Source organism: Streptomyces sp. NPDC051940, assembly GCF_040680895.1.
In the GTDB taxonomy this organism is placed as follows: Bacteria; Actinomycetota; Actinomycetes; order Streptomycetales; family Streptomycetaceae; genus Streptomyces.
Genome location: NZ_JBFAXR010000019.1, coordinates 57,276 through 72,498, shown reverse-complemented (window position 1 = coordinate 72,498; position 15,223 = coordinate 57,276). Strand labels below are relative to the sequence as shown.

Sequence of the window (15,223 nt, the reverse complement as noted above, 5' to 3'; positions counted from 1 at the left end):
GGCGGACTACGGTCGCCGTATGACTCGAACCGAAGCGCCGCCGCGGCTCGCCCAGGTCAACATCGCCCGCCTCCGCTTCCCGCTGGACTCCCCGCAGCTGGCGGACTTCGTCGCCGGACTCGAACCGGTCAACGCGGTGGCGGACGCGGCCGACGGCTTCGTCTGGCGGCTGCAGGGATACGGGGACGACGCGACGGATCTGCGGATCTTCGGCGACGAGTGGATGCTGGTCAACATGTCGGTCTGGCGCGATGTCGACTCACTCACGGCCTTCATGTATGCCGGGCAGCACCGGGACCTGCTGCGCCGCCGCCGCGAGTGGTTCGAGAAGCTCGACCGGGCGGTGACCGCGCTGTGGTGGGTGCCGGCCGACCACACGCCGGACGTGCCCGAGGCGGAGAAGCGCCTGCGCCATCTGTACGAGCACGGCCCGACCCCGTACGCGTTCACCCTGCGCGACACCTTCGCGCCGGAGGACCCCGGCCACGCCTGAGCACCCGACGCCGGCCTCACCATACGCAGCTCCTGGGCGAGACCCTGATGACGTGGCGCCCCCGCCGCTCAACCGCCCAGCGCCGCGATCATCACCTCGCGGGCCACCGGGGCCGCCGAGCCGCCGCCGCTGATGTCCGCGCGGCGGGCCTCCGCGTCCTCGACGACCACCGCCACCGCGACGCGGGGGACCTGGTCGTCGGGGGACTTCGCCCAGGAGACGAACCAGGCGTAGGGCTTGCGGGAGTTGTCCACGCCGTTCTGGGCCGTGCCCGTCTTGCCGCCGACGACCGCGCCCTCGATCGCCGCGCGGGTGCCCGTGCCCCCCTGGACCGTGTCGACCATCATCTCCTGCAGCAGCTCCGCCGTGAACCCGTGCATCACCGGGCCGCCCACCGCCTCCGGCCGGTTCTCGGCGACCGTCTCGCCGTCGCCGTCGGCGATCCGGTCGACCAGATACGGCCGCATCCGGATACCGCCGTTGGCCACGGTCGCCGCCACCGACGCCATCTGCAGTGGCGTCGCCCGGGTGTCGAACTGCCCGATCGACGACAGGGCGACCTGCGCCGCGTCCATATCGTCGCCGAACACGCTGGGCAGCACCGGCGACGGGATCTTCAGCCCGTCGTCGTTGAAGCCGAACGCGGTGGCCGTACGCGCCATCTCCGGCGTACCGACCATGGCGCCGAGCTTGGCGAAGACCGTGTTGCAGGAGGCCGTGAAGGCATCCCGCAGCGGGGCGTCCGCACAGCCCGAGGCCTCGTTGCGCAGCAGCGTGCGGGTGCCCACGAGGTTGTACGGACTGGGGGTGCGGGTCGGTGCGTCGATGTTCCCCACGATGCCGGTGTTGAGCGCCGCAGCCGCGGTGACCACCTTGAACGTCGAACCCGGGGGGTACGTCTGGCGGGTCGCCCGGTTCAGCAGCGGCTGGCCGGGATCCGCCAGCAGCCCCTCCCAGGCCTCCGTCACCCGCGAGGAGTTGCCGGAGAGCACCCCCGGGTCGTACGACGGACTGCTGACCAGCGCCAGGATCCGGCCGGTGGCCGGCTCGATCGCGACCACCGCGCCCTTGCGCCCGCCCAGCGCCTCGTACCCCGCCCGCTGTAGCCGCGGGTCGACGGTCGTGTGGATCTGGGCGCCCGGCTGGAGCTTGCGGGTGAGGTCGCCCCACAGGGGCAGCGGGGCGAGCCGGCTGTCCCGCCCGGAGAGCGCGGCGTCCTCGGCGGCCTCCAGCATCGTCGTCCCGTACAGCTGGGAGGCGTATCCGGTGACCGGGGCGAACAGTTCGCCCTCCAGATACGTGCGCTCGTAGCGCAGCCCCTCGCCGGTGTCGACGGAGCCGGTGAGCCGGACGCCGCCGGCGTAGATGTCGCCCCTCGGCTGCCCCCAGCGGGCGATGGCGTTGCGGCGGTTGGCGGGATTGTCGCCGTAGTCCTCGGCGTGGAAGACCTGGATGCGGGACGCGTTGACCAGGAGGGCGAGGAGGAGCAGCAGGCCGAAGGCCGCCACGTGGCGGATGCAGCGGATCACGGGCGGGGGTCCTGGGGGTCCTCGGAGGTCTGGGGCTGCTGGGAGTCCTCGGCTTTCTGGGTCACCTGGGTCTCTTGAGGTTCTGAGGTCTCCTGCGGGCTCCGGACCTCCTCGGACCCGGCGGCCTCCCCGGGCTCCCGTACGGCGGCGGGCGCCGCCGGCCGCCGCGCGGCGTCGCTGAGCCGGATCAGCAGGCCGGCGATCGCCCAGTTCGTCACCACCGACGAACCCCCCTGCGCCAGAAAGGGCATCGCCATCCCCGTCAGCGGGATCAGCCCCGTCACCCCGCCCGAGATCACGAACGCCTGCAGCAGCACGATCACCGCCAGCCCCGTGGCCAGCAGCGTCCCGAACGCGTCGCCCCGCAGCAGGATCGCCGCCCGGAGCCCCCGGCTTACCAGCAGGGCGTACAGCAGGAGCAGCGCCGTCAGGCCCGACAGGCCCAGCTCCTCGCCGGCGGTGGACAGGATGAAGTCCGACTTGTTCGCGAACCCGATCAGCACCGAGTCGCCCTGGCCCAGCCCCGTACCCAGCAGCCCGCCGTGGGCGAACGCGAACAGCGACTGTGCGAGCTGGCCCGCGCCGTCACCCTCGTCGATCGAGCCGAAGGGCGCCAACCAGTCGGAGACCCGCACCCCGACGTGCGGCTCCAGCGTGCCGACCACGAACGCCCCCGCCACCGACAGCAGCAGGCCGACGACCATCCACCCCGGCCGCGACGTGGCGACGTACAACATGACTACGAACAGCCCGAAGAACAGCAGCGAGGCGCCCAGGTCCCGCTCCAGCAGCAGCACCGCGAGGCTCACCAGCCAGACGGAGAAGATCGGCCCCAGCACGCTGCGCGGCGGCAGATGGATGCCGCGGATGCGGCGGCCGTCGACGTACGTGAGGGCCTGCCGGTTGTGCGCGAGGTACGCGGCGAAGAAGACGGCCAGCAGCACCTTGGCGAACTCGCCCGGCTGCAGCGAGAAGCCGCCGGCACGGATCCAGATCCGGGCCCCGTTGACGGGCGGGAAGAAGATGGGCGCCGCCATCAGCACCAGCGCGGCGATGGCGCACGGCGTGGAGAGGCGGGCGAGCCGGCGGTGGCCCGGGAGCGCGACGAGCAGCGCGAGGCAGCCGGCCAGACCCAGCGCCGACCACACCAGCTGCGCGGGGGCCGCCTGGTGGCCGGGAGTGACCCGGTCCAGACGGTCGATGAGGATCAGGCCGATGCCGTTCAGCAGCAGCGGGATCGGCAGCAGCAGGGGGTCGGCATACGGGGCGAAGCGCCGTACGAGCAGATGCGCCACCAGCGCGAGGGCGCCCTCGAACGCGGCGAAGCTCCACGCGTCCGGGGGCGGCCGGCCCTCCAGGGCGAAGCCCGTGCACACATAGCCGAACCAGGTGGTGCCCACCGCCAGCGCCAGCAGGAGCAGCTGGGCGCCGCCCCGGCGCCGTAACGCCTCGGCCGGCTGCGGACCGGCCTCCCGGGGGGCCGGGGCCTCGGCGGTGGTGGTCATGCGGGGACGGTAACAAGGGGTGGGGGGTTTGTCCGGTATATCCCCCTGCTTCCCGTGTTACCGCAGCTCGCCCTCCAGCAGCCCCATGGTGTACACGTCGAACCACTTGCCGTCGCGCCGGAAGACCTCGCGCAGGCGGCCCTCCTCGACGAAGCCGACCTTCTCGTACACCCTGCGGGCGGAGTGGTTCTCGGTGACGACGGTCAGCGTTATCTTGTGCAGCCGCATGTCGTCGAACCCGTAACGGCACACCGTGCGCATCGCGTCGGTGGCGTACCCGCGGCCCCAGTACTCCTTCTCGCCGAGATAGATGTCGAGGGTCGCGATGCCCTTCTCCGGCTCGGTCTCGCGCAGCGTGACCAGGCCGATCAGGGTGCCGTCGGCGATCGCCTCGACGCCCAGCAGCAGATCGCCGTAGGTGCTGCGCGGCCGCTCCGCGAGGAACGTGCGCGCGTGCTCGACCGTCCCCGGATAGGTGTCGTCCATCCACCGCATGACCTCGGGGTCGTGGTTCCACCGCCACAGCGACTCGGCGTCCCCCGGCCCCATGGCACGCAATACGACCTGTTCCCCGCGCGGCATGAACCCGCCCCTTCCACGATCTGTGCATCGAACCCGGCATGGGTATCACGGCCTTCGTGCCTGGTACAACGGGATTGCGCCCCGGGCGAAGACCCCTGGCGCGGCGCGCGGGGCGCGGCGTACCGTGCCGGGATGTCCTCCGCACCCGCTGCCGGCGTACTCATCGTCCAGAACGGCCCTGACGGCGGCCCGCGCCGGCTCGCCACCTGGCTGGCCGAGGACGGACTGCGGCCCGACGTCGTCCACGCGTACCGCGGGGAACCGCTGCCCTCCCGACTCGACGGACACCAGGCGCTGATCGTGCTCGGGGGCGCCGCCATGCCCGACGACTTCGAGCGCATGCCCTGGCTCGCCGACACCCGCCCCCTCGCCGCCGCCGCGCTGCGCGGAGGCGTGCCCTATCTCGGCATCTGCCTCGGCGGCCAGCTCCTCGCGCAGATCGCCGGCGGCGCCGTCAAGGCGCAGCACGGCACCCCGGAGGTGGGCAGCACCCGGCTGACGCTGCGCGCCGAGGCCGGGAGCGACCCGCTGTTCGCCGGCCTGCCGGCGCACCCCACCGCGATCGAGCGCCATGTGGACACGATCACCGAACTGCCCGCCGGCGCGCAGTGGCTGGTCGAGAGCGACAACTGTCCCTACCAGGCGTTCCGCTGCGGACCGGCCGCGTGGGGGCTGCAGTTCCACCCCGAGGTGGACGCCGCCAGGCTGCGCGGCTGGGACGCGGAGGGGCTCAGGGGGTTCGGCCTCGACGCGGGGGAGGTGGCGGACCGGGCCGAGCGCGACGAACCGGCCGCGGTCGCGGTATGGCGGGAGGTGGCGCGGCGCTTCGCGGGAGTTGTGAGGGGCGCGGCCTCCTGAGAGTACGGGCGCCGCACGCGGGCGAACGCCTGATCGGCCGAGTCTAATGCTTCGTACCGGATCGTGTGCACGTAATTACCGAGTGGTGAACGGCCCCCGGGATCGCCGATACGATGCCCCTGTTATTCGGCGGCCGACCGGAAAGGGGCCGGGAATGAGCGGCAGAGACGCCGGCTCGGGACGGAAAACCCCCACCGGACACACGGGTTTCATCGGCCGGGAGGAAGAGCTTTCGGCGCTCGGAAATCTTCTCGGTGAGACCCGGCTGGTCACGCTCACCGGCGTGGGCGGTGTCGGCAAGTCCCGTATCGCCCGCCGGGCGGTGGAGACGCTGGCCGCCCGCTTCCCCGACGGCGCCCATCTGACCGAGCTGTCGGGGGTACGCGATCCGGGCCTGGTGGTGCACGCCGTCGCCGCCGCCCTTCAGCTGACGGACCACACCACCCGTCCGCGCGCCGACGTGCTCGCCGCCCATCTGTCGGACAGGACGCTGCTGCTCGTCCTGGACACCTGCGAGCACCTGCTGGACCAGGTCGCCGAACTCGCCACCCGTCTGCTGCGCGCCGCTCCGCGGCTGCACATCCTGACCACCAGCCGCCAGCCTCTCGGCGTGCCGGGGGAGCGGCTGCTGATCGTCGATCCGCTGCCCGTCGAGCCCGATGCCGTCGCCCTGTTCGCCGCGCGGGCTGCCGCCGCCGCGCCGGACCGCATCCTCGGCCCGAAGGACCGCGAGGCGGCCGTCGAGATCTGCCGGCGCCTCGAGGGCCTGCCGCTGGCCGTCGAACTCGCGGCCGTCCGGCTGCGCGACCAGACGCCGGGTGAGGTGCTCGGCCGGCTGGACGACCGGTTCGGTGAACTGACCGCGGACGAGGAGGGCTCCGCCGGCCTCGACCCGCGGCACCGGGCACTGCGTACGGCGGTGGGCTGGAGCCACGAGCTGTGCACGCCGCCGGAGCGGCTGCTGTGGGCCCGGCTGTCCGTCTTCGCCGGGGACTTCTCGCTGGAGGCGGCGGAGGCCGTGTGCGCGGGGGAGGAGTTGGAGGACGTCGACCAGCTGATCGGCGCCCTCGTGGAGAAGTCGATCCTCACCCGCGTCGACGACACCGGCCGTTACCGGATGCTCGACACCGTCCGCGCGTACGGCGAGGTCTGGCTGCGTGCCCTCGGTGCGCGGGACGAGCTGCTGGTCCGGCACCGGGACTGGTGCCTGGAACTCGCCGAGGGCGGCGAGCGGGAGTGGTGGGGCCCCGGCCAGGCGGCGGTCTTCCGCCGCACCGCCCGCGAGCACGAGCAGCTGAGCGCCGCCCTCGACTACTGCCTCCGCACCCCCGGGCACGAGCAGATGGGGCTGCGGCTGGCCGGGGCGCTGTGGTTCTACTGGGTTGGCTGCGGACTGCTGGGCGAGGGCCGCTACTGGCTCGACCGGGGCCTGGCGCTCGACCCGATCCGCACCCCCGACCGCGCCAAGGCGCTCTGGGTGGCCGGTTACGTGGCCATCCTCCAGGGCGACGCGGAGTCGTCCGTACGGCTGCTCGAGGAGTGCCGTACGCAGGCGCTCCGCCTGGGCGACGACCGCGCGCTGGCGTACGCGGTGCACCGGCTGGGCTGCGCCCGGCTGATCGGCGACGAGCACGCGGCGGCCGAGCCGCTCTTCGAGGACGCGCTGCGGCGGTACGCGGACCTGGCGGAGCTCAACAGCAATGTCGCCATGGCCAGAATCGAACTCGCGATGGCGGTGGCATTCCAGGGGCGGCTGTCGGACGCTGTCAATCTCTGCGAAGAGGCGCGGTATATCTGCGAGGTTTATGGGGAGCGCTGGGCAAAGGCCTATGCGTTGTATGTGCTCGCCTTTGCCGAGCTGTCCGCCGGGCGCCTGAAGGAGGCGGCCGAGCTGGCCCGGGAATGCCTGGAGGTCAACCATCAATTCCGGGATCTCGTGGGCATGGTGCTGCCCCTGGAGCTGCTGGCGCTGATCGCCGCGCTGGAGGGCGACGCGGGCCGGGCCGCACGGCTGCAGGGGGCCGCGGGCCGGATCTGGCGGAACGTCGGGGTGCCGCTCTTCGGCTCGGCGTACTTCAACCAGCCGCACGAGCGGGGCCTGCGCCTGGCCCGCGAGGCCCTGGGCGAGGAGGCGTACGGAGCGGCGTTCCGCGAGGGCGCGGCGCTCAGCCTGGCGGGGACCGTGGCGGTGGCGCTGGAGGGCGACCAGGTGCGGCCGGTGCAGCGGATCTGACGGACCGGTGTGGCCTGCGCAACGGATCTGACGGACCGGTGCGACCGGGTCGGCGTGTTCCACTGGCATCGAAAAATCGAACACCAGTATGATGCGACGTGTGAACGACTACGACTTCCCGGAGGATTTGCTGCAGGCGAAACGCGAGTGGTTCGCCGTGGAGCGGCAGTTGGACGAGCTGCCGCTGCGCCCCTGGACGGACGCCGCCGGCGTCACGTACCGGGACGGCCGCGGCTGGACCCCTGAACTGGCGAGGCGGGAGGCGGTGCTGCGCAAGCGGTTCCGGGAGCTGTCGATCCAGATCTCCATCCATCCGTACTGGGAGACGCTCACGGAGGGCGTCGTCGCGGCCCGTATGGCCCTGCGGGCGGCCGGCAGGGCGCGCGAGGAGGACGGGCCGGGCGGGGAGGGGGACCTCCCCGCCCAGGAGCCCGTTCCCGAGCCCCCGGCGGGACGGGAAGCCGGTGAAGGTCGGGACCGCGGGGTTACGGAGCTGCCCGCAGGTGTGATGACCTGACCCCTGTGAGGACCTGGTGGACGGTTCCGCGCGGGGGCGCCGTGCTGCTGCTCGTCGCCCTCGCGGTGCTGGGCCTGCGGGCCGGGGAGGGGTTCCACCCGGGCGCGCGGGGCGAGTCGCTGCCCGGCGGCTCCGGGCTCTGGGTCGGACTGCCGCTGGCGGTGGGCCTGCTGGCGCTGATCGTGGCGCGCAACGGCCTGCGCTCGCTGCCCTCGGCCGTGGTGCTGGCGGCGCTCTGCGTGGGCGTGCTGGTGGTGATCGAGCAGTGGACCCTCCGTAACGCCATCGAGCCGCGTCCGCCCCGGAGCCGCGACAGCACACCGCCGAGGGACGCCGAACTGCCCGCCGACGGGCTGATGTACGCGTCGGTGGCATCCCTCGCCCTGCTGGCGGTCCTGCTGTTCGCGTACCTGCTGTACCGCCGGTTGCGGTCCCGCGAACTCCTCGAGGAGGGCGGGCCGCTGCGCCTCGCCCGGGAGGGCGCCGTCCCGGACGAGGAGGAGGACGCCCCGGAGCCGGAGGCCGCCGATGCGCCGCGACGCGCCCGACGCGTCCCCCGCGGCGGCGCTCCCACCGAGGATCACCGCGGCGCCGTCATCGCCGCGTACGCCGCCCTGGAAGCCGTGCTGTCCCGCGCGGCCGGAGTCACCCGGCGGCCGGCCGAGACGCCGGACGAACTCCTGCGCCGGGCCCGCCGCGGCGGTCTGCCGACGGCGGACGCGGAGCAACTCGGCGCCCTGTACGCCGCCGCCCGTTACAGCACGCACCCCGTCACCGGCGCCGACAGCGAGCGCGCCGGACGGGCGCTGCGACGGCAGCGCGAGACGTGGAGGGCCGGATGAGGGCGGTGCGTGGACGCGGCGTCGCCCGCCCGCCGGGGGCCGCCCGGTACGAGGCGGCCTTCCTCGTGGCCGCCGGCTGCCTCGCCATCGCCTCCCTCGCCAGCGGCTGGATGGTCGCGGGCGCCGAGGGGCTGGTCGGGGTGACCGTGACGGTGTGCGTGCTGACGCTCCTCCGCCTCGCCCGCGACCGGCTCCCGGTGTTCCCGCACCCGCCCCCGCGCCCGGGGCTTGCGCCGCGGCACGATCCGTACAGCCGCTACCGCGGGCTCTACAACCGTCTCTCCTGGGGCCAGGTCTCCGCCCCGCACTTCGACAGGAACACGCGCCCCGCCCTCACCCGTGTCACGGCCGCACGGCTGCTGGAGCGGCGCGGCATCGACCTGGAACGCGAGCCGCCCGCCGCCCGCGAGGCGCTCGGTGACCGGCTGTACGCGCTGGTCGATCCCGCCCGCCCCGACGCCACCGACCGCGCCGCGGACGCCGTACCGCTGGGCGAGGTGGCCCGACTCGTACAACGACTGGAGGACTTGTGACATCTGGCAGAGCCGCGGCGTCCGGAGCCGCGGCCGTCACCGCCGTCCCGGCCGTCGACCCCGTGCGGTGTGCCGCGCTCGCCGACGCCGTCCTGGACGAGGTCGAGCGGGCTGTCGTCGGAAAGCGCGACGCGCTGCGGCTCGTCCTGATCGGCATCCTCAGCTCCGGACACGTCCTGCTGGAGGACCTGCCCGGTCTGGGGAAGACCCTGATGGCGCGCTCCTTCGCCACCGCGCTCGGACTCACCTTCACCCGCGTGCAGTTCACCCCCGACCTGCTGCCCGCCGACCTCACCGGCGCGCAGATCTACGACCCCCGCTCCGGTGAGCTGTCCTTCCGCCCCGGACCGGTCTTCACCCAGCTGCTGCTCGCCGACGAGATCAACCGCACACCGCCCAAGACGCAGGCCGCCCTGCTGGAGGCCATGAGCGAGCACCAGGTCAGCGCGGACGGGGAGACGCATCCGCTGCCGGAGCCGTTCGTCGTCCTGGCCACCGACAACCCGATCGAGTTCGAGGGCACGTATCCGCTGCCGGAGGCGCAGCTCGACCGCTTCATCGCCCGGGTGCGCCTCGGCTACCCCGACCGGCGGGACGAGGTGGAGCTGCTGCGCCGCCGGCTGCGCAGCGGTACGCCGGAACCGCCGCGGGTGGAGCCGGTGGTGGACGCCGGGACGGTGCTGGCGATGCGGCGGTCGGTGGAGGACGTCGAGGTCGCCGACGATCTGCTGGAGTACCTGGTGGCCGTCGCCGAGGCCACCCGCACCCATTCGGCCACGGAGGTGGGCGCGAGCCCGCGGGCCACGCTGGCGCTGCTGCAGTGCGCCCGGGGGCACGCGCTGCTGGCGGGGCGGGACTTCGTACGGCCGGAGGACGTGAAGGCCGTCGCCGTTCCGGTGCTCGGGCACCGGGTGGTGCTGCGGCCGGAGCAGTGGGTCAGACGGATCACCGGTGACGACGTGGTCGCGGAGGTGCTGGGGGAGGTGCCGGTTCCGGCGACGGTGCCGGGGGGATGAGGGGCGGCGGTTCGGAGGGATGAGGGACGGCGGTTCGATGGGGGTGGGTTCCGGTTCGGTGAACGGCTGGCGGGCCGGTCCGCTCGTCCGGTGGTGTCTGCTGCCCGCCGTGGCGGCGCTCGTGCCGGCCGTACTGCTGCGGCGGGCGGATCTGGCGGTCGTCGCGGCGCCGCTCCTGTGGTGGCTCGCCTTCGGCGCGGAGCGGGGGCGCGCGCTCCCGGAGGGCGTGGCGGTGCCGTCCTTCCGCGCGCTGCGCTGCGTGGAGGGGGAGGTCTTCGAGATCGCGGTCGAGGTCCGGTTCGCCGCGCCGGTGCGGCTGACGTGGTGCGGTCTCGAACTGCCGCCGGACGTCGGCCTGGTGCGACGTCCCGACCTGCCCCGCGAACCCGTCGCCAACGCCGTACTGCGCTGGGAGGTACGGGCCCTGCGCTGGGGCCGGGCGACCGTGGGCCCCGCGCGCGTACGGGCCTCGACGGCGGGCGGACTGCGCCAGAGGGAGCTCGCGACGGGATCGCTCTACCTCGCCGTCCTGCCGGAACCCGAGCCCGTGGAGGCCGCGCTGACACCGGCCGTCCTGCCGCGGCGGATCGGCGAGCATCCCGCGCCGGTGCCGGGCGAGGGCGTCGAGTTCGAGGCGATCCGCCCGTACCAGCCGGGCGACCGGCCGCGGCGCGTCAACTGGGCGGTCAGCGCGCGGCGGAGGGCGCCGCACGTGACGGTGCGGCAGGAGGAGCGCAGTTACGACGTGGTGCTCGTGCTCGACACCCTGCAGCGGGCGGGGACCTTCGGGCACGATTCGCTCGACCTGTCCGTACGGGGCGCGTCGGGCCTGGCGGCGGCCCATCTGGCGCGCGGCGAGCGCGTCGGGCTGGTCGCGGCCGGCGGATCCGTCCGGGGAGTCCCCCCGGGCATCGGCGGACACCAGCTGCAGCGGATCGCGGAGGCGGTCCTCGACATCCAGGTGGAGGACACCCCCGGCGAACCGGCCCTGGACCGGCTGCCGCGCACCGTCCTCCCCGCGGGCGCGCTCGTCGTCTACTTCACTCCGCTGCTCGGTGAACGGGCCCGGCTCACGGCCCTCGACCTGCGTCGCCGCGGGCATCCGCTGGTGGTCGTGGACGTGCTCACGGCGGAGCCCGGCCGGGGCGACGGGAAGGCGGCGGTGCACGAACTCGCCCTGCGGCTGTGGCGGCTGGACAGGGCGGCGGACGTGTACGAGATCGGACGGTGGGGGGTGCCGGTGGTCCGCTGGGACGGGTCGGAGCCGCTGCGGTCGGTGCTGGGGGCGGCGGCGCGGCGGCCGGTGGAGGGGCGGTGGCGGAGGTGAACCGGTTCGGGTCCTTCGGGCGGGGCGAGGGGGAGCGGGGCGGGTCCGGCGCGCTGTCGGCCGGCGTGGCGGTGCTGCTCACCGGGGGCGGACTGCTGGCGCTCGGCGTCGCGGCGGGCCGGTCGGGCAGCGAGGAGGTGCTGGTCGTCGTCGCGCCGCTGGTCGTCGGCCTGATCGGCGTACCCGCGCTGGGCAGCGCCCTGTTGCGCCGGGGCCGGGGCGGTACGGGCGTGATGACCGCCGCCGTCCTCGGGCTGGCGGCCGCCGTGCCCGCGGACGGGGAGCGGGTGCCGTATCCGCTGGTGGCCGCCGTGGGGCTGGCGATCGTGGGCTACCTCGTGGCGCTGCAGGCGTACGCCGCCCGGACCTGGCGGGCGGTGCACTGGCCGGCGGCGCTGGGAGCGGTGGCCGTGCTGCTGGCGGCGTCGGCCCTCTCCGCCGTGCCGGTGCCGGGACGGGCGTGGCTGCTGGCGCTGGGCGTGGCGGCGGTGGCGGGGGCCTTCGCGGTGGCGGTGGGGCGGGCTGCTGGGTCCGGTCCTCGTCCGACCGGGTGGTCGCGGCGCCGCTGACGGCCTGTCCTGCGGGGCGGTCGCGGCGCCGCTGACGGCCCGTCCTACAGGGCGGCCGCGGCGCCGCTCACGCGCACCCGGCGGTCGCCTGCCCGGAGCTCGACCTCCAGCAGGCTGGGGCGCCCCATGTCGTACCCCTGGTGCAGGATGAGCCGGGCGGCCTCGGGGACGAGGTCCAGCTCCCGCAGATACGCGCCGAGCGCGGCCGCCGCCGCCCCGGTCGCCGCGTCCTCCACCACACCGCCGACGGGGAACGGGTCCCGGACGTGGTATACGGACTCCGACTCCCGCCAGACCAGCTGCACCGTCGTGAGCTCGAGCTTCTCCATCAGCAGCCGCAGCCGGTCGAAGTCGTAGTCGAGGTCGGCGAGCCGCTCACGGGTGGCCGCGGCCAGGATCAGCTGGTTCACGCCGGCGTTGGAGACGCGCGGCGGGAACGCGGGGTCCAGTTCGTCCGCCCGCCAGCCCAGCGCCGCTAGCGCCTCGTCGACGTCGCTCCGCGCGACGTCCTTCACCCGCGGGTCGACGCTGGTGAGGGTGGCCTTGAGGGAGCCGTCCCGCTCCGTCACGGAGACGGGCACGGGGCCGGCGTTGGTGTGCAGGGTGTACTCGCCGGTGCCGCGGAGCTCGCCGAGGGCGACAGCGGTCGCGACGGTGGCGTGCCCGCAGAAGTCGACCTCCGCGACGGGGCTGAAGAAGCGGATGCGGTACGACCGCTCGACGCCGTCCGGCCCCGGGGTGAGGAAGGCGGACTCGGAGTAGCCGACCTCGGCGGCGATCGCGAGCATCTGCTCGTCGGAGAGCGCGGAGGCGTCGAGGACGACACCGGCGGGGTTGCCGCCGGCGGGGTCGGTGGCGAAGGCGGTGTAGCGCAGCACGTCGGTCATGGTGGGGGGAACCTCCCGGCCCGGGGCGGTATTCCCGAGCCTCCGGTGTCCGCGCAGGTCAGGGCAGATCGCCCGTCGATCGGGTGACGAAGTTGTGCACAGGGGAACGGCTGTCCACAAGGGGAGGCGGAACGGCCCCGGCACGCGGAACACTTGTGCGCATGGACCTGCAGATCACAGCCACATCCGCCGAGCACCCGGCAGCCCTGCTCGACCTGCCCTGGCAGATCCCGCTGGAGGAATGGCCGGAGAAGCACCTGGTCGCCCTGCCCCGCGGCATCTCCCGGCACGTCGTGCGCTTCGCCCGGGCGGGCGGCGAGGTGTTCGCGGTCAAGGAGGTCGGCGAGTGGGCGGCCGTACGGGAGTACGGACTGCTGCGCGACCTCGACCGGATAGGCGTCCCCGCGGTGGACCCGATCGCGGTGGTCACCGGCCGGGCGGACCCGGACGGGGAGGAGCTGACGCCGGTGCTGGTCACGCGGCTGCTGAACGGCTCCCTGCCCTACCGGGCGATGTTCGAGACGACGATGCGCCCCCACACGATCAAACGGCTGCTGGACGCCCTCGCCGTGCTCCTGGTCCGGCTGCATCTGGCCGGATTCGCCTGGGGCGACTGCTCCCTCTCCAACACCCTCTTCCGGCGGGACGCCGGCGCGTACGCCGCGTATCTGGTCGACGCGGAGACAGGCCAGCTCCAGCCCCAGCTCAGCAACGGCCAGCGGGAGTACGACCTGGAGGTCGCCCGGCTGAACATAGCCGGCGAGCTGATGGACCTGGAGGCGGGCGGCTCGCTGCACCCGTCCGTGGACCCGCTGCGCTCGGGCGAGGAGATCGTCGAGCGCTACACGGAGCTGTGGCACGAGCTGACCAGGCCCTCGGTCTACCCCCGGGAGAAGCGGCACTACATCGAGCGCCGTATCCGCCGGCTCAACGATCTGGGGTTCGACGTGGCCGAGATGCAGATCCAGCGGTCCGGGGACCCGGGGCAGGGCGACACGGTCACGTTCGTCCCGAAGGTCGTCGACGCCGGCCACCACCAGCGCCAGCTGCTGCGCCTGACCGGTCTGGACGCGGAGGAGAACCAGGCGCGCAGCCTGCTGAACGACCTGGAGACCTGGATGGCCACCCAGGACGACTACGCCCCCGGCGACCCGCTGGGCGCCCGACCCGAGGTGCTGGCCCACCGCTGGGTCCGCGACGTCTTCCGCCCGGCGGTCCGCGCGATACCCGCCCCGCTGCGCGGCGACGTCGAACCGGCGCAGCTCTACCACGAACTGCTGGAGCACCGCTGGTACATGTCGGAGCAGGCGGGCAGCGATGTGGGGATGGGGGCGACGGCGGAGGACTATGTGAGGACGGTGCTGGCGAAGCAGGGAGGGTGACGGGCGGGAGGGTGACGGGGCAGGGAGGGTGACGGGCCGGGGTCAGGGCTTCGGGGCGGGGTTCTCCTCGATGAACTGGCGGAGTTCCGCCACCAGCGCCGTCGGGTTGTCCAGCGGGACCAGGGTGCGGGCGTCGGGGATCTCGACATACCGGCCCTGGGGCAGGAGTTCCGCGAGCCGGCGGCCGGTGGCGGGCGGCATCATCCGGTCCTCCGCGCCCCAGGCGACCAGTGCCGGGCGGTCGAAGGAGCGGAGGCGTTCGGCGGCTTCCACGTAGGTGTTCCGGTCGACGTTCCGGCAGAACTTGTAGAAGTCGCGCCGGTTGGCGGCGTCGCGCAGGAGCGGGCCGTACCAGCGGCGGACCAGCTCCGGCGGCAGCGGGTGCTTGGCCATGCCGCCCAGCGCGGTCTGCATCCGCCACAGCGCAGGCACGCGGAAGGACTGCAGGACCAGGAAGAGCCCGCCGGGCACCCGACTTGCCCAGTACAGGGACTTGCCCTGGACGCCGGGCGGGTAGTTCGACAGCGCTTCGCAGGAGGTGAGGACCAGACGGCCGATCCGCTCATCGCCCTCGGCGGCGAGCAGTTGGGACGTGCCCGCGTCGTTCTGCACCAGGGTGGCGCCGCGCAGGTCCAGGCGCTCCAGGAACTCACCCAGCAGCCGGGCGATCCCGTGCGCGGAGAGATCGGCGTCCGGGCGCATCGGACGCCGGTGGCTGCCCAGGGGGAGTACGGGGACCAGCACCCGGTAGTCCTCGCGCAGGGCCTCGGTCACGGCCGCCCACACGGATTCGTCGAACCCGAGCCCGTGGACCAGCACCACGGGCTCGCCGTCGCCTCCGGTGTCGACGTAGTCGATGACACCCGCGCTGAGTTCCAGTTCCGGCATGCCCGTGCACCTCCGCGGTTCGCTGGGTCGCTCCATTGGTACGGCTCCGTCTGCCATTGTCC

General features: G+C 73.8%; 15 protein-coding genes. 10 read left to right on the top strand and 5 right to left on the bottom strand.

What is annotated here, in order from left to right; genetic code table 11:
- The first annotated feature begins 19 nt into the window (after window positions 1-19).
- Window positions 20-493, top strand: coding sequence for a DUF3291 domain-containing protein (locus AB0M28_RS10935; RefSeq protein ID WP_365401177.1), 474 nt, complete (start codon window positions 20-22; stop codon window positions 491-493).
- 68 nt (window positions 494-561) lie between these two features.
- Here the strand turns inward: AB0M28_RS10935 and AB0M28_RS10930 are convergent, their stop codons facing one another.
- From AB0M28_RS10930 to AB0M28_RS10920, 3 genes are read right to left on the bottom strand one after another with little or no spacing between them, the layout of a single operon-like run.
- Window positions 562-2,022, bottom strand: coding sequence for a penicillin-binding protein 2 (locus AB0M28_RS10930; RefSeq protein ID WP_365401174.1), 1,461 nt, complete (start codon window positions 2,020-2,022; stop codon window positions 562-564).
- A complete protein-coding gene (locus AB0M28_RS10925) occupies window positions 2,019-3,527 on the bottom strand; it encodes an FtsW/RodA/SpoVE family cell cycle protein (protein ID WP_365401171.1) in 1,509 nt (502 codons plus the stop codon). Before AB0M28_RS10925 ends, AB0M28_RS10930 begins: the two co-directional genes overlap by 4 nt.
- A gap of 57 nt (window positions 3,528-3,584) precedes the next feature.
- Entirely contained in the window at window positions 3,585-4,109 is a 525-nt protein-coding gene (locus AB0M28_RS10920) for a GNAT family protein (protein ID WP_365401168.1), read from the bottom strand.
- A gap of 132 nt (window positions 4,110-4,241) precedes the next feature.
- On the opposite strand from AB0M28_RS10920, the gene AB0M28_RS10915 reads away from it, so the two are divergent.
- From AB0M28_RS10915 to AB0M28_RS10880, 8 genes are all read left to right on the top strand, one after another.
- Window positions 4,242-4,967, top strand: coding sequence for a type 1 glutamine amidotransferase (locus tag AB0M28_RS10915; protein WP_365401165.1), 726 nt, complete (start codon window positions 4,242-4,244; stop codon window positions 4,965-4,967).
- Window positions 4,968-5,121: 154 nt separating this feature from the next.
- A complete protein-coding gene (locus tag AB0M28_RS10910; RefSeq protein WP_365401162.1) occupies window positions 5,122-7,200 on the top strand; it encodes a tetratricopeptide repeat protein in 2,079 nt (692 codons plus the stop codon).
- Between the two features lie 100 nt (window positions 7,201-7,300).
- Complete coding sequence (locus AB0M28_RS10905; protein WP_365401159.1) at window positions 7,301-7,717, top strand: hypothetical protein; 417 nt, start codon at window positions 7,301-7,303, stop codon at window positions 7,715-7,717.
- Window positions 7,718-7,722: 5 nt separating this feature from the next.
- Window positions 7,723-8,559, top strand: coding sequence for a DUF4129 domain-containing protein (locus tag AB0M28_RS10900; RefSeq protein WP_365401156.1), 837 nt, complete (start codon window positions 7,723-7,725; stop codon window positions 8,557-8,559).
- Window positions 8,556-9,092 carry a hypothetical protein gene (locus AB0M28_RS10895; RefSeq protein WP_365401153.1) on the top strand — a complete coding sequence of 179 codons (537 nt, stop codon included), beginning with the start codon at window positions 8,556-8,558 and terminating at the stop codon, window positions 9,090-9,092. Before AB0M28_RS10900 ends, AB0M28_RS10895 begins: the two co-directional genes overlap by 4 nt.
- 62 nt (window positions 9,093-9,154) lie before the next feature.
- Window positions 9,155-10,108, top strand: a complete 954-nt coding sequence (locus AB0M28_RS10890; RefSeq protein WP_365401232.1) for a MoxR family ATPase — start codon at window positions 9,155-9,157, stop codon at window positions 10,106-10,108.
- A 37-nt stretch (window positions 10,109-10,145) separates the two neighbouring features.
- Window positions 10,146-11,435: a DUF58 domain-containing protein gene (locus tag AB0M28_RS10885; RefSeq protein WP_365401150.1), complete on the top strand. Its 1,290-nt coding sequence runs from the start codon at window positions 10,146-10,148 to the stop codon at window positions 11,433-11,435.
- A complete protein-coding gene (locus tag AB0M28_RS10880; RefSeq protein ID WP_365401147.1) occupies window positions 11,423-12,004 on the top strand; it encodes a hypothetical protein in 582 nt (193 codons plus the stop codon). The genes AB0M28_RS10885 and AB0M28_RS10880 overlap by 13 nt, the downstream gene beginning before the upstream one ends.
- Window positions 12,005-12,048: 44 nt before the next feature.
- Here AB0M28_RS10880 and AB0M28_RS10875 read toward each other — a convergent pair whose 3' ends face one another.
- Entirely contained in the window at window positions 12,049-12,891 is an 843-nt protein-coding gene (locus AB0M28_RS10875; RefSeq protein WP_365401144.1) for a PhzF family phenazine biosynthesis isomerase, read from the bottom strand.
- A 161-nt stretch (window positions 12,892-13,052) separates the two neighbouring features.
- Here AB0M28_RS10875 and AB0M28_RS10870 point away from each other — a divergent pair, with 161 nt between their 5' ends.
- On the top strand, window positions 13,053-14,273 hold the full coding sequence (locus AB0M28_RS10870) for a DUF4032 domain-containing protein (protein WP_365401141.1): 1,221 nt from the start codon (window positions 13,053-13,055) through the stop codon (window positions 14,271-14,273).
- Window positions 14,274-14,315: 42 nt separating this feature from the next.
- Here AB0M28_RS10870 and AB0M28_RS10865 read toward each other — a convergent pair whose 3' ends face one another.
- Complete coding sequence (locus AB0M28_RS10865; RefSeq protein ID WP_365401138.1) at window positions 14,316-15,161, bottom strand: alpha/beta hydrolase; 846 nt, start codon at window positions 15,159-15,161, stop codon at window positions 14,316-14,318.
- Window positions 15,162-15,223: the final 62 nt, after the last annotated feature.